Annotated in this window: 16 protein-coding genes; 12 read left to right on the top strand and 4 right to left on the bottom strand. The window is 56.3% G+C overall.

Annotated elements, in window-relative coordinates; translation table 11 throughout:
- The first annotated feature begins 329 nt into the window (after positions 1-329).
- Together NHH03_RS22005 and NHH03_RS22000 are read left to right on the top strand one after the other, a co-directional pair.
- Entirely contained in the window at positions 330-2,189 is a 1,860-nt protein-coding gene (locus NHH03_RS22005; RefSeq protein WP_253159706.1) for a tyrosinase family protein, read from the top strand.
- 17 nt (positions 2,190-2,206) lie between these two features.
- Positions 2,207-4,018, top strand: coding sequence for a di-heme-cytochrome C peroxidase (locus NHH03_RS22000; RefSeq protein ID WP_253159704.1), 1,812 nt, complete (start codon positions 2,207-2,209; stop codon positions 4,016-4,018).
- Here the strand turns inward: NHH03_RS22000 and NHH03_RS21995 are convergent.
- Positions 4,005-4,931, bottom strand: a complete 927-nt coding sequence (locus NHH03_RS21995; RefSeq protein WP_253159702.1) for an NAD-dependent epimerase/dehydratase family protein — start codon at positions 4,929-4,931, stop codon at positions 4,005-4,007. The genes NHH03_RS22000 and NHH03_RS21995 overlap by 14 nt on opposite strands.
- Positions 4,932-5,014: 83 nt before the next feature.
- Entirely contained in the window at positions 5,015-6,037 is a 1,023-nt protein-coding gene (locus tag NHH03_RS21990) for a LysR family transcriptional regulator (protein ID WP_253159700.1), read from the bottom strand.
- 79 nt (positions 6,038-6,116) lie between these two features.
- Between NHH03_RS21990 and NHH03_RS21985 the strand changes: the two genes are divergently transcribed.
- Together NHH03_RS21985 and NHH03_RS21980 are read left to right on the top strand one after the other, a co-directional pair.
- Entirely contained in the window at positions 6,117-6,293 is a 177-nt protein-coding gene (locus tag NHH03_RS21985) for a hypothetical protein (RefSeq protein ID WP_253159698.1), read from the top strand.
- A gap of 76 nt (positions 6,294-6,369) precedes the next feature.
- Complete coding sequence (locus NHH03_RS21980) at positions 6,370-7,602, top strand: DUF1559 domain-containing protein (RefSeq protein ID WP_253159696.1); 1,233 nt, start codon at positions 6,370-6,372, stop codon at positions 7,600-7,602.
- A 96-nt stretch (positions 7,603-7,698) separates the two neighbouring features.
- On the opposite strand, the gene NHH03_RS21975 is transcribed toward NHH03_RS21980, so the two are convergent.
- Positions 7,699-8,142 carry a TM2 domain-containing protein gene (locus NHH03_RS21975; protein ID WP_253159694.1) on the bottom strand — a complete coding sequence of 148 codons (444 nt, stop codon included), beginning with the start codon at positions 8,140-8,142 and terminating at the stop codon, positions 7,699-7,701.
- Positions 8,143-8,348: 206 nt separating this feature from the next.
- Between NHH03_RS21975 and NHH03_RS21970 the strand changes: the two genes are divergently transcribed.
- The 6 genes from NHH03_RS21970 to NHH03_RS21945 all read left to right on the top strand — a co-directional run bounded on the left by NHH03_RS21970 (position 8,349) and on the right by NHH03_RS21945 (position 17,673).
- Positions 8,349-9,332: a glycosyltransferase family 2 protein gene (locus tag NHH03_RS21970; protein WP_253159692.1), complete on the top strand. Its 984-nt coding sequence runs from the start codon at positions 8,349-8,351 to the stop codon at positions 9,330-9,332.
- Positions 9,329-10,897: a hypothetical protein gene (locus NHH03_RS21965; protein ID WP_253159690.1), complete on the top strand. Its 1,569-nt coding sequence runs from the start codon at positions 9,329-9,331 to the stop codon at positions 10,895-10,897. Before NHH03_RS21970 ends, NHH03_RS21965 begins: the two co-directional genes overlap by 4 nt.
- 180 nt (positions 10,898-11,077) lie before the next feature.
- Entirely contained in the window at positions 11,078-14,374 is a 3,297-nt protein-coding gene (locus NHH03_RS21960) for an AsmA-like C-terminal region-containing protein (protein WP_253159688.1), read from the top strand.
- Between the two features lie 17 nt (positions 14,375-14,391).
- On the top strand, positions 14,392-15,555 hold the full coding sequence (locus NHH03_RS21955; RefSeq protein ID WP_253159686.1) for a pyridoxal phosphate-dependent aminotransferase: 1,164 nt from the start codon (positions 14,392-14,394) through the stop codon (positions 15,553-15,555).
- A gap of 24 nt (positions 15,556-15,579) precedes the next feature.
- Positions 15,580-16,347, top strand: coding sequence for a nitrilase-related carbon-nitrogen hydrolase (locus NHH03_RS21950; RefSeq protein WP_253159684.1), 768 nt, complete (start codon positions 15,580-15,582; stop codon positions 16,345-16,347).
- Positions 16,348-16,731: 384 nt separating this feature from the next.
- Positions 16,732-17,673: a hypothetical protein gene (locus NHH03_RS21945; RefSeq protein ID WP_253159682.1), complete on the top strand. Its 942-nt coding sequence runs from the start codon at positions 16,732-16,734 to the stop codon at positions 17,671-17,673.
- 8 nt (positions 17,674-17,681) lie between these two features.
- On the opposite strand, the gene NHH03_RS21940 is transcribed toward NHH03_RS21945, so the two are convergent.
- Positions 17,682-18,881: a hypothetical protein gene (locus tag NHH03_RS21940; RefSeq protein ID WP_253159680.1), complete on the bottom strand. Its 1,200-nt coding sequence runs from the start codon at positions 18,879-18,881 to the stop codon at positions 17,682-17,684.
- Positions 18,882-19,537: 656 nt separating this feature from the next.
- Between NHH03_RS21940 and dnaG the strand changes: the two genes are divergently transcribed.
- Together dnaG and NHH03_RS21930 are read left to right on the top strand one after the other, a co-directional pair.
- A complete protein-coding gene (gene dnaG, locus NHH03_RS21935) occupies positions 19,538-21,688 on the top strand; it encodes a DNA primase (protein WP_253159678.1) in 2,151 nt (716 codons plus the stop codon).
- A 143-nt stretch (positions 21,689-21,831) separates the two neighbouring features.
- Positions 21,832-23,550: a sigma-70 family RNA polymerase sigma factor gene (locus NHH03_RS21930; protein ID WP_253159676.1), complete on the top strand. Its 1,719-nt coding sequence runs from the start codon at positions 21,832-21,834 to the stop codon at positions 23,548-23,550.
- The last annotated feature ends 359 nt before the right edge of the window (positions 23,551-23,909 follow it).

The raw sequence follows: 23,909 nt of genomic DNA, 5'->3' as shown, positions 1-23,909 counted from the left end.
GTTGATCTCAGATCGTAGCGGATCCTGCCGGGGTTCCGTCGGGCTGGGGCGTGCGTTTTGAAGTTGCGATTCTATCCCATCCCGACTGCGTGTTTTGAAGTTGCGGTTTTATCCAACCCGACGCGTGAGCGAGAGATTTAGCCGGTCGCAAGTTGGTGTGGAGGATTTATCCGACCGGCTTAATTCTTCACAGGAAACTCTCAACGGAGTCGGATAAATCCTCCACGCCAGCGCCCTCGAAGCTGCGCGTCAAATGGATTTGGCAGCGTTTTAAGCGTTTGCGAGTCAGCCGTTTTTCATCCCAAGAACAAAGTGCGGGGAGCGTGACAATGTTTAGGTTCAGATCATTGTTGGTTGTTGCGGCGTTCGTCTTCATCATCGGTCCGGCGGCGGCGCAAGACCGCGCGACGGTGCCCGAGATCACCGAAGTAGAAACATTGTTTTTGAAAACCAACCCACCGGGTTTGGTGGTGGTCGCCGAAGGAGAGGTGACCAGTGGAGGTCACACCGATGTCCGGCTTGACCGCGTCCTGATGGTGATGCCACCGGCGGACGGATATCAGATCTATCGACTCTCGACGATTCCACCGACTGGCCCGGCGACGGCGCAGATTTCAGCCGTCTCAGCCAACAATGCCTGGCCAAACTTTGAATTGGAGGCGCCGTGGATTCGAGGCGTCCGCGTGCTTGGTGTTGATCACTGTGGGATGATGGAGAAACCGCTGCAGCGACGGGTGCGGCGAAACATTCGTGACCTGAGCGATGACGAGATTGAATCGCTGCGACAGGGAATCGCGGTGATGAAATCTCGACCGGCCAGCGATCGAACCAGTTGGACTTTCCAAGCCAACATGCACGGGACCTTCACCGGTTCCGACCCGCTGTTCAATCAATGCCAGCACGGCACGCTGCACTTTCTGTCTTGGCACCGGATTTACCTGTATCACTTTGAACAGATATTGGCCGAAGCGGCTGGCGATCCGGATCTAACGCTTCCCTATTGGGATTGGACCAATGACCGGGCGCTGCCCTTGGAATTTCGAGAACCCGCCGACGCTTCGAATTCATTGTTTGATGATTCTCGATCGATCAACCAAGGGGCATTGTTGCCGACGTCGGTCGTCGGTGACGACTTGGCTGATGCGATGGCTCGCAATTCGTTCTCAGGTTTCTCTGGTTTCAACAATCAACTCGAAGGCAGTCCGCATGGGGCTGTTCATGTGTTGATCGGTGGCCGCATGGGATCCGTGCCGACGGCGGCCAACGATCCAATTTTCTGGCTTCATCATTGCAACATCGATCGGCTGTGGGACCATTGGCTCAACTCCAGTTCGGTTCGGCAAAATCCAGACTCAACTGGTTTCCTGAACCAGATGTTCCCGTTTGCCGCAGCCGATGGAACGGTCGTCAGTAGTCGTGTTGGTGACCATCTTTACTCGCGACAGCTGGGATACTCCTACGACACTACTCCGGCACCCACAGTGTCATCGGTCGAATCGATGATGGTTGCGATGGGCGGCGCACCGGCGATGCACGGTGATGAATCGCATGGTGATGATTCGGAAACCCCGTCAGCCGGTGCAGCACACGGTCATCAGATGAACAGCAATCAACGCGATCCCTATCACGTCGTGGCATCCAGCAAGCCGACTGGCGAACCCGGCGAGAACGAGACGCCAGGTTCGCGTGGAAACGAATTGAAGCTGCAACCCCATCGCGTGACGCTTGAAAAATCCAACGATGCGGAACTTCCCTTTGCAGCGGTCACCGCGGCCAGCCGTCAATCGGAAGACGTGCTGATTGAACTGGTCGGGCTGAAGTTCGATCACGCGCCGGCGGTCGGCTACACGGCTTACTTGAATCTGCCCCAAGACGTGGATTCCGACGAGCGCCGCAAGCTGTACCGGTTGGGTGTCGTCAATTTGTTTGGCGCCCCGTTGAAATCACCATCGGGCGAAGCGCGTTCGACCGAACATGACCACGGACTGAACCAGCGTTTTGATGCCACCAAAACCATCGCGCGTTTGAAAAGCATGGGGCTTTGGAAAGGCGACGAAATGGTGATCACGCTGTTGCCGATTACCGCGACAGCACCGCCAGAACAGGAACAGGCCTACCTGCAATCGCTACAGCAGCAAGTCGAAAAGGCCAACGTTCGCTACGACGAAATCCGGCTATTGGCCAAGTAACCCTGGAGGTCACGGACATGTATCGAAATCAGGCTGTTGGAACCGCATGGGCGTTGTTGGTCGCGTTGGTTTGCGGCTGCATTCCCGCCTCGACAGAAGAGCCCCCCTCCCGGCCGGCTTTGCCGTCAGATCGCTACGCGGTGTCTGCACTTCCGGTGCGTTACCTGTCGCAGAATTGGACTCCGGCACAGTCGTTGGAATTCTACGCAATCCGCCAGGGATCTCCGATCATGCGGAAACAGTTCTTTGATGCCTTGGAACAACCCGCTGCGAACTCCGACGAGAGGCCGCTGTTTCGCGAATCAAGTTATTTAGCATCCTTCGGATTTCTGCCTCAGGGCAAACACTCTCTCAATCCCGATGGCTATCCGATCGGATTTGTCGCGAGCGCCGCGATCGAGCTCAACTGCGCTGCCTGCCACACCTCGCGGCTGGTTTTCAATGATGTCGAATACCGCATCGACGGCAGTCAAGCCAAAACGGACGTCGACAGTTGGTTGGCTGCGCTGGTCACTGCCTTGGCGCAAACCGTCAAGGACGCTCCACGGCTTGACGATCTACAGCAGTTGCCGGCTTCCAAAGTCATTCCGCTGGATGCCTCGACCCGTTTCGGTCGCTTCGCCAGCCGGATTCTCGGTGACAATGCCTCGCAGGTTTCGCAAATTTATCCGATCGTAGTCCTGCTGCGTCGAGACTACGAGCGACGGCAACGCTACGAAGATTACAACCACCACGGTCGCTTGCTGACAGAATCCGAGCGTGAGTCGGCGGAGGGTCACCCGCCCTATGGTTTCTATCGCCTGGACGCGCTCAATGCGATCTTGAATCAAGCCTGTGCCGAAGACTTGAATCGTCCCGACAACGCTGCCGTTGCCGATGCGCCTGTCAATTATCCGATGATCTGGGACGCGCCGCAGCATGCCCGCGTTCAGTGGAACGGTGCAGTGGACAATCGAAAGTTGCTGGGGCCGCTCGGCCGCAACGCCGGTCAAGTGATCGGCGTGTTTGGGTTGGCCGATGTCGATGGCGATGCCTGGGTGGGCTATGATTCGTCGATCCGTTTTAGTGCGATTCGCCGCGCCGAGCAGTTAATCACGACGCTGTGGTCGCCGCAATGGCCCCAGGAATTTGGGATCGATCGCGATCTGGCAGCAACCGGCCAAGCCGTGTACCGCAAGTCGTGTGTAGCCTGCCACGCCATCATCAAACGCGACGATCCGAACCGAGATCCAAAGGACATGCTGATTCCAGTCGGCAGGGAATGGCTGGAGTATCCCAAGCTGGACACCGACCCCCGGACGGCAAATCAATTCGCGACGCGTCTAGCCGCCGTCGGACCACTGGCGGGGCGTTACTCGGGCAAACCACTCGGTCCCCGTTTCCCCGCCGGCGCCGATCAACAGGTCTTGGCACAGGATATCCTCAGTCACATCGTGGCCAGAACCATCGTCCGGTCGTTCGTACCCTGGCGCAAAGAGCTAACGTTGGATGATGAAGGAAGCTCCGACATCATGCTGACCGAAGGGCCACAGCAGCAGGAAGCGAAGTATAAGTCCAGACCGCTCAACGGCGTTTGGAGCACAGCACCTTACCTGCACAATGGTTCGGTGCTGAACATGCAAGAATTGCTGAAACCGCCCGCTGAACGACTCAAGACATTTCAGTTGGGCGCTGACCAGTTTGATCCCAAAACCCTTGGGTACATCAACGAGGGTTCGTTCGAGTTCAACACCGATCTCGACGGCAACCACAACACCGGTCACGAATACGGAACCGATTTGACCGATGGCGAGAAAGCGGCACTGATCGAATTCATCAAGACCCTTTGATCAGCTTCGCGCTCTCTACCATTTCTGTCACGGTTTGCCGCAGCAAATCTTCACCGCCAAATCGCATTCCGAGTGACTTGATTTTGTCCGTCGAAATTTGGTGTTTCGGTTGTTTGGGTTCACCGATGATCTTTGCCGAACTGCCGGAGATCTGTTTGGCTAGTGTGGCGACGTCAAGCTGCGAGATATATCGGTCATAGCAGTTGAACGCCTGGCCATTGATTCCATCCGCTGTCAGTAAAATTCCGATCGCCTTTGCCACGTCCGCCGCGTGGACTTCTTTTCCGCCGCGCTCGCAGTCGACACTTTCTCCTCGCACGACGGCGGACACCAGATCGTACCACTTGCTTTGCTCCGCCGGACGCGCTACCCCGTAGACGCCGGTGGGGCGTACCGCACAGATCGGGTAGTCCTGGCCCAGACCATAGCTATGGACGAATTTTTCGATGGCCGCTTTGTGTGCTCCATAGTGACTGGTTGCCCACAGCGGATGCGTTTCATCCAGCGGACGATCCTCGAGAATTTTTTCATGTACGGAACAGCTCGACACGAAAACGAACCGTCCGACACCAGCGGCACGTGCGGCTTCGATTAACTTGATACTGCCCACCACATTTTTTTCCACGAAGGGGACGAGATCGCCTTCGGAGCCGCGGAAACCGGTGCCTTCGCGAAACAAGGCCGCATGAACCACAGCGTCGCAATCGGCGACCAATTCCTCCGCCTCGGATGGGTCGCCCAGGTCACCTTGTACCCAGGCCAGATTTTCAAACTGGTCAAAACCGTCACGGTTACTCGATTCACGATGCCAGCACCGTAGCGAATGTCCTTGGCGATGCAGATGTTCCACGATGTATCGGCCAATGAAACCCGTCGCGCCGGTCAGTGCAATTTTCATATGTGTCCTTGGCATTGTCGTTCAAGAAATGAAGCGGTCTGAATCCCGATTTTAGAGAAGAACCGGGGCTGTCGGTCAATGGCGGCCGCGAACTGAATTCATGCAGTGGACAGGGAAAGCACGAGTTGACGGAAGGCCCGTTGGTGTTCGGGTTCGCGACGATGGCGCCCCCGCAAAATCACGATTTCTTCGACACCAAAGGTTTTTGACAGGTTGCGAAATTCCAATTGGCGAACATCACCATAGGGCGCCCCGGCTCGTAGGTTGTAGCGCGGACTGAGTGGTACGATCGTGATACCAAACCCAGCGGCGACGTATTGCAGCAACAGATCTTTACTGCTGGTTTCGAACACGATTCGTCTCTTGTCCAGTACATCGGCTTTGCTGAACACCGCATCCAGTCGCGTTCGCGTGTTTGTGCCTTGACTGGACATCACCAGTGGATACCGAACCAAGGATTTGACGGTGATCCGTTTTTTGGCCAGGATCGCATGATCAACTGGACAGACCAGCATGAATGGAAATGTGGTGACCTGATCGGCGATCAGCGTTTTGGATAGGGTGGAATCGATTTGTCCGACCACCGCCAGATCGACTTCGCCAGCTTCGACCAACTTTCGAGCGGAGTTAGATGACAAATCCAGCAGACTCAATTCGACGTCTTGAAATTGTTCATGGTAGCGACGGATCGGCGCCGGCAACTCGTTCACCAAGATGTTTGCTGGGGAAGCGATCGACAGTCGCAATGGGATTGAACCTGCGAGAGTGGTGAACTGTTCGATGATCGAGTCAAATCCAGCAACAACCGGTTGAGCCAATTCGGCGAGCAATTTCCCCTGCTCGGTCAATTCGACGTGCTGTCGGATGACGTTGACCAATGGCACGCCGAACTCCTGCTCCAAAGACCGAACTTGTTGCCAGACTGATGGCGTCGACAGATCGAGCGCCGCGGCCGTAGCGGCAAACCCTTTGCCGCGTGACAGTTCGATAAGCGCACGAAACTGAGCGATTCGGAGTTGTTTGAAGTAACGTCGTTTTTGTGCCATCACAGTTGTCTTGCTGGTCATGGTGTGGAGGGCACGCGTTAGTTTACACCTAACCGCGGTTAGGAAGATTGTCATGATTGAAATTTGTTGTGTGGTGTGTGGTCCCGCATACTGATAGCAAGTTATTTGCATCACCTTACTGCGAGCTATCGACATGCGAATTCAATGGCTGTGTCTGGGTTTGTTTTGTATCGGCCCCATGTTGTTTGCGGTCACGGGATGTGGTCGTGGCAGCGAAGCGACGGTCGCGCCGCGGTCGGCAGAGGAAGTCGAGGCTTACAAACAGCAGGTCTATGGCGCCGAGGAAGAGGATTCTTCAGGCGCGCAATAGTCGCTTCACTCCGCCGTCCAATTGGATTGTCAGAGTTGTATTTTGCTTATTACTTTTTCACCCGTAGAATCGAATCATGAATCGTAAACCGGCTACACGAACCCATTCAGGTTTCACACTAGTGGAACTGTTGGTGGTGATCGCAATCATCGGCATTTTGGTTGGTCTGTTGTTGCCAGCGGTGCAAGCGGCTCGCGAAGCGGCACGGCGAATGAGTTGCAGCAACAATTTCAAACAGTTGGGAGTGGCACTGCACAACTACCATTCGGCGTTCAAGCAATTGCCGCAAAACGGAACGGGGCCGACCAATGAAATGAACGACGACTGCTGTGCAAATGCCGTCGTGGGTAGCGCATCGTTGCCTCCGGTTGCCTTCACAAGACACACGCTTAGCTGGCTGGTCGGCATCACACCGTTCATTGAGCAGCAAGCGATTTGGGACCAGATCTCCCAGCAACATCAGGACCAGAACGGCTTGTGGTGGCCGGCTTTTGGGCCCGCACCCTACACGGTGGATTATCGGCCTTGGAATGTGGACATCCCTAGTTTCCGCTGCCCCAGTGACCCCGGTGTCGGCTTGCCCGCGCTAGGGCGAACCAATTACGGCGCCAGCTTGGGCGATAGCGTCTGGCGAACCCAGTGGGGCGCCAGCTATTTCGGCGGTGGCCGTTGGCACTATCAGAACAATTCCGGGCGGATGCAGCAGGTTCGTGGGTCTTGTCGGGGGATGTTTGTGCAGCGTTCGGGTACCAAGTTTCGCGATGTCCTGGACGGGCTTTCCAACACCATTATGGGCGGCGAACTTGTCACGGATCTCGGCGATCGCGCGATTGTCTCCACCGGGTCGCGCGCCAACGGACGCGATAACGTCTTGTTCAATCCCAAGTATTGTGAAGACCAGAATCAGATCGACCCAGAGCGGCCCAGTTTTTGGGCGACCACCGGAGTCGATTACACGGCGTCGGCAACGATGCGTGGCTATCGTTGGGCTGACATGAGGCCACTGTATTCTTGCATCAACACCGTCTTGCCGCCTAACAGCGAGGTTTGTTTGATCGCCAACCACGGAGGGCCAGGCGTGGTGCCGCCCAGCAGTCGCCATCAAGGCGGAGCGCACGTGTTAATGGGCGATGGTGCAGTGATCTTTATGACCGACTCGGTCGAAGCGGGCGACCCGCGAGCAACCGTTCCACATCACCGCGGCAATGCCAACCAGTACGGCGTTGGCGCTCCCAGCCCCTATGGGCTATGGGGTGCACTGGGCAGTCGAGCGTCTAGCGAAACCATTCAAGAACAATTGAATCAATAGAGCGCCGATTCAATCGGGTAACAAAAACGGGAACCAGCAACCGATCGCGTCAAACGCAACAACGAGATGTTGGTTCCTGTTCTTTCTTTTGGAACGCTAGTTCTGCACATTGAGTTCGTCAATCTGCTCGTTCAGAGTCAGCAGGTCATAGACAAATCCGACTCCCAGCAGACCACCGGTCAGCAGGTACAACACCCCGGTGAAGATTTTGCCCATGTAAAATCGATGCACACCGAACAGTCCCAGAAAGGTGTGCAGCCCCCAGGCGACCGAGTAGTCGATCGATCCACTGCGATAACGCTGCGACGCTTGTTCGGACATCGCAGGGATCAAAAACAGGTCGACGATCCAGCCGACCAAGAACACTCCGCCGGTGAAAAACCAGATTGCGCCTGTGATCGGTCGCCCCAGATAGAATCGGTGCGCGCCGAAGATGCCTAAGATCCAATACAGATAGGCAAACAGGACCGGGTGGGTGGGCGAGCTGTCTTGATACGCAAGTTCGCCGCGGTAGGGATAAGGTTCGCTGATGGAATGCATGGCAGAATCAAGAAATCAAGCAGAAAACAATGTCCAGCCGTCATCCGGCTGACCAATCGGCAGTCGCCGATCGACACTCGGTACAATTCGCAAATCACGTTCCAGACTTGGCGTCCGGCGGCCTAAATCGCCAAAAAAGCTCGCGGAATTCTGCTACGATACGGCTCGCGAAACGACTCACGACTCGGATTGATGGAACAACTTTGATGGCTGGATTTCCTGCTTCGGCAACCTTTGTCATCCCCACGATGGACGAACAGGAAACCGTGGCGACGCTGGTTGAAAAGATTGACCAGGTTTGTCAGCAATTGACGTTGCCGCACACGATCTTGTTCATCGATGACGGTTCGACCGATCAAACTTGGGGCGAGATTGAATCGTTGTCCCAGCGTTTGCCACATGTCCAGGGAATTCGATTCCGGCGGAATTTTGGCAAAGCGGCTGCGTTGGCGGCCGGGTTTGCCGCCGCCGACGGCGACGTGGTGTTCACGATGGATGCCGACCTGCAAGATGATCCGGTCGAAATCCCAGCCTTCATCGAAAAGTTGAACGAGGGGTTCGACGTCGTCAGTGGTTGGAAACAAAAACGCCAAGACGCTTTGGATAAAACGCTGCCCAGCAAAGTGTTTAACTGGCTGGTCAGTTGGATGACAGGCGTCAAACTGAACGATCACAATTGTGGTTTCAAAGCCTATCGGCAAGCCGTCACCAAAGACGTCACGCTGTACGGCGAACGGCATCGTTTCGTACCGGTGTTGGCCGCCGCCCGAGGCTGGCGTGTGGCGGAGATTCCCGTGGTGCACCACGCCCGCCAATTCGGGCAATCCAAGTACGGCGTTTCTCGGTTGGCCAAAGGTTTTCTGGATCTATTGTCGATCTTCTTTTTGACCACGTTCGGAAAACGACCCTTCCACTTCGTCGGTGCGTTTGGACTGCTATGTTTTCTCGCCGGTGGATTTGGCATGCTGTATCTGGCAATGATGTGGGGGATCACACGTTTCAATGTGGACCCCGCCGATGACTTGCATTTGCACGCCTCGGCAATCTTTTTCTTTTGTATCACCGCGACTCTATTGGGGGCGCAAATGTTCTTGGCGGGTTTGGTTGCCGAATTGATCGTGTCCTTGTCCGACCAAAGTCGACGCCCCTATAGCATCTTGGAAACCACCGGCATCGAGGGCGCTGGATGATGCACGCCGAAGATGAATCCGGTTGGATCCGCGGTGTTTATGCCGTGCTGGTCGTGATCGCACTGTCGATCGTGTCGGGACGGATTGCCACCGTGATCAGCCGCGAAGGTGACACGGCATTTCAAAGTGCCAACGATCGCTCACGTTGGTGCACGATTGCGGCCTTGGTGGAAAATGGGACTTATCAAATTGATCCGTTTCTCAACCGTCGCGGCGCTAAACAGAATCGACGTCCCTGGGCGACCATTGACCTGGTGCGACATCTCGGGCGCGACGGAAAAATGCACTACTACAGTAGCAAGCCGCCGCTGTTGCCGACGCTCTACGCAGGCGTCTATTGGTGCGTCTCGCGAACCATGGGAATGTGGCTCAGCGAGCATCCGATCTATTTGGGACGCATCATTTTATGGCTGGTCAACATCCCCACGCTGGCACTGTTGTTGGTCTGTACGATCGCCTCCATCGATCGGGTGACGCGTGACAGTTGGGCCAAGTGCTTTCTGGCCGCTGCGGTGTGTTTCGGCACGATGTTGTTGCCATTTTCGATCGCGCTGAACAATCACTTGCCGGCGGCGGCATCGACTGCGCTGGTGTTGTATGTGTTTGTTCGCTCGATGCAAAAGCCCACTGGTTACGGGTGGTGGTTGTTGGCCGGTCTGGCCGGCGGGTTCACCGCAGCCAATGAATTACCAGCGCTGTCGATGACGGTGTTCTGGGCGGGGTTGCTGTTGTTGATCCAGCGGCGGGCGCTGCCGGCATACGCGGTCGGCGTACTCATCGTCGCTGCGGCATTTTTTGCGACCAACTGGATCGCCCACCAAAGTTTGCGGCCGCCTTACATGCATCGAGGCGATGGAGATTTGATCGCGGCGATGCCAACCGACGATCCGACATCCACACAAATTCAGCGGGCGTTGGTTCTGCAGTCCCTGGCAACCGATGCCTCGTCGATCTCTATTGAGTCGTCGCGAGACGCCAATCGCAAGCGGGTTGTGATCGATGGAGGAACCCAGGTCGGTGTGATTCAAACCCCCGCTGGCACGTCGGAGATTCGTCACTGGGATGACTGGTATGACTACCCATCCAGCTATTGGGTGGACGGTCGCCGTCGCGGTGTCGACATCGGCGAACCGTCGCGGCTGGTCTATTTTGCCAACATGACGGTCGGACATTATGGAATTTTTTCTCTGACCGCCCTTTGGCTGCTAGTCCCCTTTGGCTTGGTCGGCGGAATCCGCAGCGGTGCCCCGCAGCATCGGCTGTTGCTAGCATCGATCGCGTTGGCGACGGTGGTCTGTGGCGTGTTTTATCTGCTGCGGCCGGAAATTGACCGGAATTATGGCGGCGTGAGTGTGTGTTTTCGCTGGATGTTGTGGTTTGCGCCGCTGTGGCTGTTCGCTTGCTGCGGGCCGGTCGAGTGGTTGTCCAGACTCCGCTGGGGGAGATGGCTGGCGATAGCTTTGCTAGCAGCGAGTGTGTTTTCGATGTCAGCCTCGTTGGATGGGCCCTGGCAGTCCCCCTGGCTGTACCGTTTTTGGCAGTTTTTGGGCTGGATTAAGCTTTGAAACCAGGACTAGTATCCCCAGGACTGTTATCCGCAGAACGAGTCGCCACTGCGCGTCGCTAGCACGCGCACCGTTGGCACGTTCCGCAGTCACACTCTTTCTTTTTCATCCGGTATCTCGTTGAGCGGCAAGGAAGCCGAGTCGAAACGCGATGCGTCCTCCGGGAGTTCATCCCGCTGGATGGTTGTTGCGCTGTTGATTGCGGCGACTGTTTTTATCATTCGTTTCATTGCGCCACAGGCGATTGGCGAGCAGGTACGGCGGCACGTCGAGCAATCCCTGCGTGATCACTATCCGCAGCTGGACATTTCGATCGGGCGCGGTCGCGTGGAGCCGAACCTCGGTTTGATCTTGAACGACATTCGGATCGCGGTGCCCGATCAATCAGCGGAGTCAGCATCGCAGACGGCTCGCGGTCTGGCCGCGAGACTGGGGATCAAAATGGGATCGACCCGCGAACTGGTGCGGGTCAACCAAGTCGTGGTGATCGCCAGCGCCAATCTATCCAAACTGATGGAGAAGGAATCTCCGCTTGCGGCGCGTCGAATTTTGGTGACGGGAGTCCACGCCAATACCTGGTTGCAGTCGGACGGGAAACTTTCGTTGCAACAACTGTTTCCGCTGCCACAATTTGGCAAGACCACCTGTCCCCGAATCGAAGTTCGAGGCGCCAAGGTTGTCTTGGACAACAACTTGGCTGGAACGCGACCGATTGAACTGGCGCTCAATCAAGCGTTGATCTTGAAACATGCTCCGCTTGCCGATCCGGCAGCAGATGAAAGCAAGGTACCGGCGACGACGACGATTTCGGTCAGCGGCGACGCATCGTTTCTTGATCAGTTTGGATTGCATTTGACGGCCAAAGGTGATGTCTGGGATTGCCGCGCGGAATGCCGTGGTGCCAAATTTTCGAGCGAATTGATCCAACGCCTGCCCCAACCGTTCCGGGACCAGCTGCAGCCGCTGCGTGGATTGGAGTTGTTGGCCGACACCACTGCGGTTGCCAGGATTCAACCCGGCCAGCCGATCAACTATGCGACGCGCACCAAGATTCATGATGGACGGTTTCGGCATCCACGATCGTCGATGCCGCTACAAAAGATCAGTGGTGTTGTGACTTGTGACCCGTCCGGCGCGACGGTGGAATCCTGTCAAGCATCGTGGGGTGATGCTCACCTGCGTTTAAAGGGCAAGACGGTTGGCTATTCCCAACCGTTGCAAGCGGAACTAAGTGTTTCGGCCAGTAACCTGATGTTGGACCAACGATTGGCCGCAATCATCCCGGCGAAATTGGAAGCCGGTTGGCACAAATTTGAACCGCATGGATTGATTGATGTGCCCAAGGCGAGTTTCAACATTCGTGGAAATGAAATTCAGACCACCGCTCGGATCACCTGCAAAGGCGTCGACATCAACTATGACCGATTTCCCTATCCGATTCGACACGTCACCGGGACGTTGGACATCCGGGACAATCGCGCCAGCAGCGAAATGATGTCGGGCCGAATCGGCGGTCGTTTGATGCAATGTTTGTTTGACGTTCCGACCAAGCCGGGATCTGAACAAGCGCGAGTGTTCTCGGTTGCAATGGATGGTCCGATCGCGATTGATGGGGAACTGTTGCAGGCGTTGACACCACGCGGCGAGCCGACCACGAAGCTGGAAACATTTGTACGTTCGCTGAATCCGTTGGGAGCCATTCATTTGCGACGCGGTACGTTGCGGATGGACGACCAGGGCATCAAGGAACACGATCTGGAATTGAACGTCAGCGATGGGACACTGCGATTTGATAAGTTTCCCTATCCGATCTACAACGTCGCCGGTGAGATTCACGTGGTCAATGATCTGGTGACCATTTCGGGATTCCACGGTGCAAACGCCAACGGCGGGGCGATTACCTGCGATGGCCGCTATCGGATTGCCCCTCAAGCGTCGTCCAGAAACTCTCCCGGTGCGTTTGCGCCGGCAACAAATGCCCTGGTCGATGAACCGTCGCTGCAACTGGATTTCGGTGCTTCGCGAATTTCGTTGGACGAATCGCTGCGTAGTTCACTGCCGGAAGCGTCACAGCAAACCTGGGACAGCCTGTGGCCGAGTGGCGTGTTGGATTCGATGGAAATCCATTTGAGCCAAGCGGATCCTGGCGCCCCGCTCTCGTTGAATGTTGCCGGGCGACAGTTTGATTCGAAACGGATCGGTTCGGATACCTTGCGTTTACAACCCTCGGCCATTCCCTATCGATTGGATATCATCGACGGCGCGGTGCGTTACGAGGGCGGGCGGGTGACGATCGATTCGATCCGCGCAGAACATGGTCAATCGATGGTGTCGGCCGATGGAGGCTGTGAGCGCTTGCCCGACGGACGTTGGTTGTTGACCGTTGATGTCCACAGTGGCAGCCGGCTGATCCCTGATGCCGAATTGACCAATGCGCTACCCGAACAGATGCGTGGTGCGCTGCGGGGACTGAATTTGCGAGGTCCCGTCGGGCTGCGCGGTCTGTGCAAGACGCTGCTTTCCGATCCGCTACACCCGGAACCGGAATTCGAATGGGATATTGCGCTGCAGTTGGAAGGCAACCGAATCGGAGACGTTGGACCGGTTCACGATTTACGTGGCGAGTTGTCGGTCAATGGCCGTAAAGACGCCGCGGGACTGCGGGCACAGGGCGAGGTACGGATCGATTCGATGCATGTCAATGATCTGCAAATCACTCAGCTGCGTGGTCCCTATCAAATCCAAGGCGACCAGTTGCGGCTTGGTAACATCGGTAGCAGTGGTATTGCGGCGCATCCACTGGAAGGTCGATTGTTTGATGGCACGCTACGAATGGATGGGAGCGTAAAATTATCCGACGCCAGTTTTGACGTTCGATTGGGGCTGGACCAAGCCAAGGTGCAAGTGCTGTTGGCGGAACTGGGGCATGCGCAAAACGATCTTTCGGGAACCCTGGTTGCGAACATGACCTTGGAAGGGCTGTTGGGGACAACCGAGCTGTTGCGTGGCCGCGGCAAGGCCACGGTCGACAACGCCAACCTGTATCAATTGCCGGTGTTGATCCAGCTATTGAATGTGCTGTCGATCAGCCCCACAGAAGACGTCGCGTTCACCAACGCGGAAATTGATTACACGTTGATTGAAGATCAGCTGGAGTTTAGCAACCTGAAACTTTGGGGCAGTTTGATCGCGCTGCACGGATCGGGCACATTGGATCGACGCCAAGAGCTGGATTTGACGTTCAATACACGCGTTTCGCCACGCAATATGTTCACTCGGATCATCCGTCCGCTGGGCGACCAACGCTACACGCTGTGGTCGGTCGACGTGAAAGGGCCTCTTAGTTCACCGACGATCGAACGCCGGGCACTTGACAGCGTAGGACAGACTCTGGAACGATTGTTCCCAGGAATGAATCCGACCGTGGAAGCCAACCGCAACGAACGTTCGGCGGGGTTGCGACGGATGTTTCAATAGCCAACAACAGGCACCGCATGATCGCCCGTCGAATCCAGCATGTCCAGGATCCCGTGATTCCGATCGTGGGGCGCTGGACCCGGCAGCATCCCGGGACCATTTCGTTGGGGCAAGGCGTGGTGCATTTTCCACCGCCGCCGCAAGTCTTCCAGGCCGTCTCACAGGCGGCACAGCATGATCGCAGTCTGGATCGTTATGGCGATGTGTCCGGTAGCGATGGGTTGATCGAATTGATCCGTGACAAATTGGTCACCGAGAACGAGATCGATTTGGTCGCACAACAGTCCACCGTTGTCGTCACCGCCGGCGCGAACATGGGATTTCTAAATGCAATCCTAGCGATTGCCGATGTGGACGATGAAATCATCCTTCTGGCTCCCTACTATTTCAATCACCAGATGGCGATTGAAATTGCGGGATGCCGACCGGTTGTGGTGCCGACGCTGGCCGATCATCAACCTGACCTGGACGCCATTGCCGATGCGATGACACCGCGAACCAAGGCGATTGTGACGGTCTCACCCAATAACCCGACCGGTACAGTCTATTCACCGCAAGATTTGAATTCGATCAATCAGCTGTGCGCTCGACAGGGCATCTATCATGTTTGTGACGAAGCCTACGAATACTTTTTGTATGATGGGCTGCAGCACTATTCGCCAGGATCGCGGGCTGGGGCGGGGCGGCACACGATTTCGTTATTCTCGTTGTCCAAGACCTATGGGATGGCGGGATGGCGGGTCGGCTACTGTGTTGTTCCGAATCATCTGGTCGATGCGATCAAGAAAATCCAGGATACCAATTTGATTTGCCCGCCGATCGTTTGCCAGACCGCCGCATCGGCGGCTTTAACCGTCGGTGCTGACTGGTGTCGCGATCAGATCGGTGGTTTGAATGCGGTGCGTGACGCCAGTTTAGAATCGCTGAGCGTACTTGGTGGAAAATGTCATCAGGCGACGCCGCAAGGGGCGTTTTATCTGTTCTTGCACTTACAAACCGACCGCTCGGACATGCAGTTGGTGGAACAGTTGATTCGTGATTTTGGCGTGGCGGTCTTACCCGGCAGCGCGTTCGGTGTGACGCAGGGTTGTTGTTTGCGAGCATCGTATGGTGCGCTTCAGCCCTCGGCGGTGGTCGACGGAGTCGGGCGGTTATGCAAGGGCTTACAAAAGTTGCTTTAGGAAACACAGGATTCGGTCAGAAACATGCAAATCATCGCCGTCCAAATGGACATGGTCTGGGAAGACAAATCCGCAAACCATCAGCGTCTGCGTCAGTTGCTGGCGTCCACAACCATCACGCCCGGTGCGCTGGTGATTGTGCCTGAAATGTTTGAGACTGGTTTCAGTATGAACGTCAAAGTCACCGCGCAGTCCCCGCAGCGAGAGGGCGAAGGCTTGTTGCGTGAATTGGCTGCCCAATATCAAGTCGCCATGATGGGTGGAGTCGCCGGTCCGATCTGTGACGGCAAATCCTGTAACGAAGCCGTGGTGTTTGCGCCCGATGGGACCGAGTTGGTGCGCTACCGAAAAATGCAGCCGTTTTCCGTCTCGGGCGAAGAAAACCATTTTCAGCCGGGTGATTCCCAACAAGTTTTTGAGTGGCAGGGCGTCAAGATCGCGCCGTTCATCTGCTATGACTTGCGATTTCCCGAGTTGTTTCGGCCGGCGGTGAAACAGGGCGCTGAATTGATCACGTTGATCGCCTGTTGGCCGGCCAAGCGTTCGGAACACTGGGTGCGTCTACTTCAGGCCCGTGCGATTGAGAACATGGCGGCGGTCGTGGGGGTCAATCGATGTGGCAATGAACCTGGTTTGGTGTTTGATGGGCGTAGCGCTGGGTTCGACCAGATGGGCAAGCCGCTGTTCGAAGCCACCGATCAAGAACAGGTCATCAAAGCAGAAATTGATGTCGAAGCGCTGCGGCAATGGCGACAGCAATTTCCGGCGCTCCGTGACATTCGCTATTGCTAGCCTGGATCCGTCACGACAGCGGCACCGAACGTCGCAAGAATTTTGCTGGCAAAGTGCTGCGAGAACCTGCCAGATTACCTTCCGCGCTAATCAGCCGCACACGCACTAGCGTCCGATTCTCTGGGCTATGCGACGTTGATCGCGAGGGGCAAGTGAGCTTATCGCTCAACGGCTGATGGCTGATCCGGGCTAGTGATTTGAAGTTGCACCAGCGTCCGCTCCCTCCCTTTCCGATTGCATGGATTATGCGGTTTGATCTGAAATACATTCGGTCGTTGGGGGGCGAGCGTCCAAAGCGGATTGGGAGCGACGGACGACAGAGGATGATGGAGACAGGATGGATTGCCGACGGGATTGGATCGGCGGTTTCGAGGAGAGATCACGATGATCAGCGCAAAACTAAACCAAGTATTACTGGGGCTGGGTGCCGCAGTCCTACTGGCGTCCAGCGGATGTCATGGGCTGTCGCATCGCTCGGCAGGGGGCGGTTGCGATCGGCCGGTTTGCGATGTCGTCGACGGTCATTCGGATGGTGGCGAACCGCTCTGCGATGAACTGAATGATCAGACCGATGGTTGTGATTCGCTCGCCGGTTGGAACTCCCATCAAATCGTTCGTGGTCGTCCGAACCGGTTTTTGGACGAATTTGGATCGGCGTTTGGAGTGGTCAACAAACTTGCGCTTTGGGACCGACGCGCTGACAACCATCAAATCAGCCCGCAAACCGAACGCGAAATCCTGAGCTACCTGCGGCGCAACCAATTGGATTCGGTGTTGGTGCGATCCAACCAATACGATCCGCTGGGGGAATGGCAGCGAATGGTGGACAACAAACGGATCGCAGCGCCGTGGAAATACACCGTCGGAACCTACGATTGGTTGCGATACACGTTGGCGCCGGGACGTTTAGTGGGTGGCGATTGGTATAGCCCGTTCACCGACACGGTGCACCTGTATTCGGACATCCCGTCGATCGGATTGGCCAAAGCCGCGTATGCCAAAGACGTTCATAGCCGCTCGTTGCCCGGCACGTACGCGGCGGGTCAGGGAGCGCCACTGTTGGGGATGTGGCACGAATCACTCGCCAACAAAGAGGTGTTGAACTATTTAAAACAATCGGGATCGCCAGCTAAGTTGAAGGAAGCAGAGCGGATTTTGTATCCGGACTTTGCCGGCGCCCTGGGGGCTCAGGTGTTGGGCTTTCTGCCCTATGGCAGTATCTATGGTCGCGCCGCGGGGGCGCTGACCGGGCACGCCTACCGGGGAATCACTCAAGCGGGATCAACGGTCCAAACCGCTCGTTCTGACACGACGCTAACGCGTTGAACCGGGCACTACTGCTGATCGTCCGACGCGGACTCGGATTCACGTCGTCGGCGCAGGTTCTCGCTCACCCGTTTGAGTAGCGCCTGGTCTTCAGGGCTTAGCCCCTCGGTTCCCTGGCGACCCACAATCGTCAACACGTGATCCAACCTGGCTTCGTCACTTGCCTCTTCGCGTTCGCGCATCAACGCAGCGAGTGCTTTCTTGCGTTTCTGACGCATCCGTACGGAATCGATCATGTCGCTGATCCAAGGGGTTTGCGGAGGATCGGAAACGTTTTCCACGGATGCTTGTTCGTCGCGTGCCGGGTCGTCCTCTGCTGCGATTTCGCGGAAGCGTGCCGTGATCGGGTCGGCGCCGGCGATGTGAACCGACGTGATCCAATCCTCCAGATCGTCAGCGTAGGACGAAATCCACAGCCACATTGAGACCGCGATCAAAACCGTCCAGCGGGGAAGGACCGAGTTTGCGTCTGCCAACAGCAGACCCATTGCGATCACCACTGTGATGACGGCGATCAATTGCAGCATTCGCCGCAACAATTTCAGTTGAAATTCGTCATCGGCTTCGGCGGCGAACAGAGCGACGGAGGACGCGATCGCGCCACGCCCCAAATTGTGTGGTAGCGGATACGCTTGGAAAGCGGCCTGGATCCAAAACAACCAAGCGGCTGTCAGATAGCAATCTCTTAACGAATCAAAGCCCAATCCGGGGGCGGACAATGCCGTGGCCCAGGCCGACCAATGCGACAGATCGGCGGAACGGTTCAGCAGGTGAATGCTTAGGCAACCAATCCCAAACAGGGTCAGAGCGGAAAGTGACAGCACGGTGGAGGTCAGATTGGCAACGGCCGTCCACGGATGACGACGCTGCAACGGGTGTGTGATTTCCACCCCCAACAATCCGATTCTCAGTGATTCCGTTCTGGCGTGGGTGCCAAAGTGCAAGCACAGTTGCACGATCACTTGAACGGCCCAACCGCTGCACCAAAACGCCAGCGCGGTGGCTGTGATCAGTGGCAAATCCTCATTGCCCGGCCGCAGTCGAACCAGGCCGACCAGTCCCGTCAGTACGGCCAGTGCGACAAAAATGGAACAGGAAACAAACAGACGAATGCCAGCCACACTGCCCAGTCGCACAACCCAACCGTCGGACGGATCCGGGTCGAACGAACCTTCAGGACTTTGCGAGTCGATGTCGTAAGCGGGCATGGAGACGGCGGTGTGAAAGCCCAAAATCAAACAGAGGCGGTTTGGGGATTATAAACGTTGGCCACCGATGTCCAATCAGGATTTCGTCCGCAAGGAGGGGAAATTGCCGTGGCAATGGCAACCCGACGCGTGAGTTTCGAAGTCAGCGCTTTCCAAAGCCCAGCGGGCGACATCATGCCTGCCGGCGGCGTGAATCCCTGTGCCGCCCCTCCGGCCGAGGAGCAAAATCCCCCCGGATTCCGGCGGCTCACGCCGCCGTCACTTTGTGTATCGCCCTCTGAGGCTGTTTGGCGCTGGCTTCAAACAACTGGCCCGTCGGGTGGTGTGGTCAATCTGGAGGCCGGGCCGCCGATGGCAACCACGAAAGAAATTCCCTGCAGCGTCCAGGGGGCCGGTTTCAGCGGTATTTGTGGATGAAAAGAGCGTCAATCCAGGGGGCATGATTAGCGGGGACAATTGGCATTGATTTGGTCGTGAAACTGATCTTGACGTGAAAACGCACTGTCGTGAAACTCCTGCCCGCTCGCATGCGAAACAAGCGATTTGTGGCCGCCGTTCAGGTCGCCACAAAATTTGTTACGCTGCAACGGAGTGCGTGTGATCGAAATTTGCTCGAACGACTTTCAGGAGAAAGTCTTTGCCGCAGGTGTCAGTTGATGCTGACGCGGCACGAGTCGACCGATCCGGATGGTTTCGCCCAAAACCTGCGCAAGTTCGGATGGAACTTGTGTGGACTTTCCCAGCGAGTCGCTTTGTCCGTGATGATGGACCTCGACCTGAGAGAACGAGTGCGCGCCGCCGTCGACATTGTCGACGTGATCGGTTCGTCGTTGACGCTGGTCCCCAAGGGACGAGCGCTGGCGGCGTGTTGCCCTTGGCACGATGACCGTTCGCCGTCGTTGACAGTCGATCGCGAGCGCCAGTCCTGGAAATGCTGGGTCTGTGATATCGGTGGCGACGTCTTCAGTTTTGTGATGCGACGTGACGGCGTCGATTTTCCCAGTGCTCTGCGGATGCTGGCCGAGCAAGCCGGAATCGAATACCAAGCCGGTCCCAAGGTCGAAGCCGGTTCCAAGGACGACAAGAGCACCCTGTTGTCGGCCGTGAAATTAGTTGCCGACGCCTATTTCGACCAACTCGATTCGCCACGCAGCGACGACGCCAAAATTGCCCGTGACTATTTGGCCAGTCGTGGCATCGACGACGCACATCGACAATTGTTCCGGATCGGGTTTGCCCCCGACAGTTGGGATTTTGTGATCAACCTGCTGCAGCGTGAAAAGTTTCGACCCGAGATCGCCGCGGCGGCCGGAGTCGCGCTGAATCGCAACAGCGGCAATGGCAGCTACGACTTGTTTCGTGGACGTTTGATGTTTCCGATTCACGACATGCAAAACCGTCCGATTTCAATGGGCGGTCGTGTGATCCCTGCGATCGCCGAGCGGTTGGGCGACAAGGTCGGCGGCAAATACATCAACGGTCCAGAAACAAAACTGTTTCGAAAATCACAACAGTTGTACGGTCTGCAACTCGCTCGCGAGTCCATTCGCAAGGGCGGCCAAGCATTGGTGATGGAGGGCTACACCGATGTGATCGCGGCCCGCCAGTTCGGGATCGATCCCGTCGTCGCCGTCTTGGGAACGGCATTGGGTGACGCGCACGTCAAACTGCTGAAGCGATTGACCGGGCGCGTGGTGTTGATGCTCGACGGCGACGCTGCCGGGCAGCGGCGGGCCGACGAAGTTTTGGAGATTTTTGTCAAAGCCGACGCGGACCTACGCGTTTTGACGCTGCCCGATGGCATGGACCCGGCCGACTATCTGCAGGCCCACGGACGCGAGTCGTTGGAGAAACTGGTCGCCGACGCGCCGGATGCATTGGAACACAAATTGACTTCGTTGACGGCGGGTGTCGATGTCACCAATGACACGCATGCGGTGATGCAGGCGATCGACACGATGATGGGAATCTTGGCCAAAGTGCCCAAACTGGATCCGCTGAAACAAGATCAGATGCTGCTGCGTCTGTCGCGAAAATTCGGCATCGCGGCGAATCGGCTGGAAGACCGTTTGGAACAGAAGCGCGGCGAAGAAAAGAAACGGATCGCCAGCGCCGCACGTTATCGCAGCGGTCGTGATGCGGTCGCGAAGTCCAGCAGCAACGACACGTCACCCGTGAAAACGTCGGCGGATCATCAACGTTCCTCGACCGGGCCGATCGATCCCAATTTAATGTTGTCCGAAGCCGCCGAGTACGATTCCGGTGAGTTCGAGTTTTTTGTTCCGGGTGTTCACGGCGACTATGATTCCCAGGCGACCAACAGCCAGAATCCTGTTTCCGTCCAACGCGGCAACGATCGTGAAGAAACTTTAAGCGGCTATGACCGCGAACTGTTTGAAATCATGATCGAGTCCACTGAAATGGCCGGTCGGGCCGTTGAAAAAATTGATCCGGAATGGTTAGATACGCTGTCGGCGAAAATGATCTTGGCGGCCTATCAAGAATTGGATTTGCAAGGCCGTGATCTGGACGTCGAAACGTTGTTGCTGTTTTTAGAAAACGATTTTCTGAAAAACGAAGTTGTCACGATGCAGTTTCGGATGGCACAGCGCGATGGTCTGACCAAACAGAGCGCCGAGGAACGATTTCAGTTGATACTGGGACAGTTTCATCGACGTGAAAACGTTGCCGAACAACATCGGCAAATCGCAAAAATTGAATCGGCTTCTCTGGAAGAAACCGAACAACTCGAACTGCTCAAACAATTGTTTGACAGTGAAAAAAATCGTCATCAAATCGACCGTTAGGGAGGAACAGGTTCGAAGGATTCTCTATGTGGCGTCCGCAACGCCCAACCCATTTGATTGTCACAGCGGCTGAAGCACCGCTGTGAACGCCAGACCTGACCCGCATGCCCATGATGGGCGACTCAAACATGAGGTTTTGAACAATGCTTTTGATGGATCGAGAACTAGCTGCACTGGTCGAACGTAGTCACGAGCACGGTTGCCTGACATACGAAGACATTAATGCTTACCTGCCCGATGAAGATGGCAGTCCTGAAAAACTAAACAAGTTGATCGAAGCGATCGAACGCTTTCGCATCAAGTTGGTCGACGGCAAAGGACCTGTCGCACGCAGTGGCCGAAAAGCCGAGCCGAACGTTCGCGGATTGCGGGCGATGTCGGCCGATAGCGAAGGCGGCGCCGTTGCAGCCGGCGAAGACGTCGATGACGACGACATGCCCGGTGCCGCAACGGCCGATGAAATGGCCAGCGTCGAAATGCCCAAAGCAAGCGACGACCCGATTCGGATGTACCTGAGCCAAATGGCTGAGATTCCCTTGCTGACGCGCGAAGAAGAAATTTCGCTGGCCAAGAAGATCGAAGTCACCCGTCGACAATTCCGTCGATCGCTACTGGAATCCGACTACGCATTGCGGCACACCGTGGATGTATTGCACCGCGTTCACGAAGGCGAACTGCCGTTTGACCGAACGATCAAAGTCTCGTTGACCGAGCATTTGACCAAAGAGCAGGTGTCGTCGCGAATGCCGCACAACTTGCGAACGTTGGATCAACTGGTCGCGCAGAATCGTGAAGATTTTGAGCTGCTCGCTCGCAAGAGCACGGCACCTCGTTTGAAAGCCGAAGTCCGCCGTCGTTTCATCGCCCGTCGCCGCAAGGCGCTGGAGTTGGTGGAGGAACTGAGTCTGCGTAGCCGTCGCGTGACTCCGATGCTGGAACGCTTGGAAGAATTTTCCCGGCGCATGAACTTCATTCGATCGCGGTTGGCCGAACTGGGTCACGACGCGATCAGCCGAGACGAAGCGGCAGATCTGCGTCAAGAACAACGTGAACTGATGATGTTGACTCAGGAAACCCCTGAGAGTCTGCACAAACGTGTCACCAAGGCTCGCGAGCACTTCGAGCGTTTCGAATCCACCAAGCGTGAGCTCAGTAGCGGTAACTTGCGACTGGTCGTCTCGATCGCCAAGAAGTATCGCAACCGTGGCTTGTCGTTCTTGGACCTGATTCAAGAAGGCAATACCGGATTGATGCGTGCGGTCGACAAGTACGAGTATCGTCGCGGGTTTAAATTCAGCACCTATGCGACCTGGTGGATCCGTCAAGCGATCACCCGTGCCATCGCCGATCAAGCTCGGACGATTCGAATTCCAGTGCACATGATCGATGTGCTTAGCAAGTTGCGTCAGGCACAAAAGAAGCTGACACAACAACTGCGTCGTGAGCCTACCTACGAAGAGATTTCGGTGATGACCGAGATCCCGTTGGAAGAAGTTCAACGCGTGATGGACATCGGCCGGCATCCGGTCAGTTTGGATCGTCCGGTCGGCGAAGGCGAAGACAGCAGCTTTGGCGAGTTCGTCGAAGACAACGATAGCTTGAACCCGGTGCACATGGCATCCAGCGGAATCTTGCGTAGTAAAATCGACGAACTGTTGAAAACGTTGACGTTCCGTGAGCGCGAGATCATTCGTCTGCGTTATGGCTTGGTCGACGGATACAGCTACACGCTGGAAGAATGTGGTCGGATCTTTAAAGTCACTCGCGAACGTGTGCGACAGATCGAAGCCAAGGCGGTGGCCAAACTTCAAAGCCCCAGCCGCGCCGATCGATTGGCTTCGTTCATTAAAGTTGCCGCGTGATAGCGCTTGCCTGAAAGGTCATCGCAATTGGTGCCGTAGCTGATCCCGCCCAGGGTTCCGTCGGATCTGGGCGTTGACGAGTTCTGAACCGTGGCCGGCCCAGCTACGGTTGGGGGCAATGGTCGTAGCTGATCCCGCCAAGGGTTCCGTCGGTTTGAGCGTTTGACGAGTTCTGAACCGTGGCCGGCCCAGCTACGGTTGGATGCGATGGTCGTAGCTGATCCCGCCAAGGGTTCCGTCGGTTTGGGCGTTTGACGAGTTCTGAACCGTGGCCGGTCCAGCTACGGTTGGATGCGATGGTCGTAGCTGATCCCGCCAAGGGTTCAGTCGGTTGGGGCATTTGACGAGTTCTGAACCGT

The organism is Stieleria tagensis, assembly GCF_024129865.1.
Lineage (GTDB): Bacteria > Planctomycetota > Planctomycetia > Pirellulales > Pirellulaceae > Stieleria > Stieleria tagensis.
Note: the sequence above shows the minus strand (reverse complement) of the source record. Positions and strands in the feature narration are given on the sequence as shown.

Excerpts from the sequence above, each read along its gene's own strand:
- NHH03_RS22005 (WP_253159706.1), top strand. The coding sequence starts at position 330 with ATGTTTAGGTTCAGATCATTGTTGGTTGTTGCGGCGTTCGTCTTCATC.
- NHH03_RS22000 (WP_253159704.1), top strand. The coding sequence starts at position 2,207 with ATGTATCGAAATCAGGCTGTTGGAACCGCATGGGCGTTGTTGGTCGCG.
- NHH03_RS21995 (WP_253159702.1), bottom strand. The coding sequence starts at position 4,931 with ATGCCAAGGACACATATGAAAATTGCACTGACCGGCGCGACGGGTTTC.
- NHH03_RS21990 (WP_253159700.1), bottom strand. The coding sequence starts at position 6,037 with ATGACAATCTTCCTAACCGCGGTTAGGTGTAAACTAACGCGTGCCCTC.
- NHH03_RS21985 (WP_253159698.1), top strand. The coding sequence starts at position 6,117 with ATGCGAATTCAATGGCTGTGTCTGGGTTTGTTTTGTATCGGCCCCATG.
- NHH03_RS21980 (WP_253159696.1), top strand. The coding sequence starts at position 6,370 with ATGAATCGTAAACCGGCTACACGAACCCATTCAGGTTTCACACTAGTG.
- NHH03_RS21975 (WP_253159694.1), bottom strand. The coding sequence starts at position 8,142 with ATGCATTCCATCAGCGAACCTTATCCCTACCGCGGCGAACTTGCGTAT.
- NHH03_RS21970 (WP_253159692.1), top strand. The coding sequence starts at position 8,349 with ATGGCTGGATTTCCTGCTTCGGCAACCTTTGTCATCCCCACGATGGAC.
- NHH03_RS21965 (WP_253159690.1), top strand. The coding sequence starts at position 9,329 with ATGATGCACGCCGAAGATGAATCCGGTTGGATCCGCGGTGTTTATGCC.
- NHH03_RS21960 (WP_253159688.1), top strand. The coding sequence starts at position 11,078 with ATGGTTGTTGCGCTGTTGATTGCGGCGACTGTTTTTATCATTCGTTTC.
- NHH03_RS21955 (WP_253159686.1), top strand. The coding sequence starts at position 14,392 with ATGATCGCCCGTCGAATCCAGCATGTCCAGGATCCCGTGATTCCGATC.
- NHH03_RS21950 (WP_253159684.1), top strand. The coding sequence starts at position 15,580 with ATGCAAATCATCGCCGTCCAAATGGACATGGTCTGGGAAGACAAATCC.
- NHH03_RS21945 (WP_253159682.1), top strand. The coding sequence starts at position 16,732 with ATGATCAGCGCAAAACTAAACCAAGTATTACTGGGGCTGGGTGCCGCA.
- NHH03_RS21940 (WP_253159680.1), bottom strand. The coding sequence starts at position 18,881 with ATGCCCGCTTACGACATCGACTCGCAAAGTCCTGAAGGTTCGTTCGAC.
- dnaG (WP_253159678.1), top strand. The coding sequence starts at position 19,538 with ATGCTGACGCGGCACGAGTCGACCGATCCGGATGGTTTCGCCCAAAAC.
- NHH03_RS21930 (WP_253159676.1), top strand. The coding sequence starts at position 21,832 with ATGCTTTTGATGGATCGAGAACTAGCTGCACTGGTCGAACGTAGTCAC.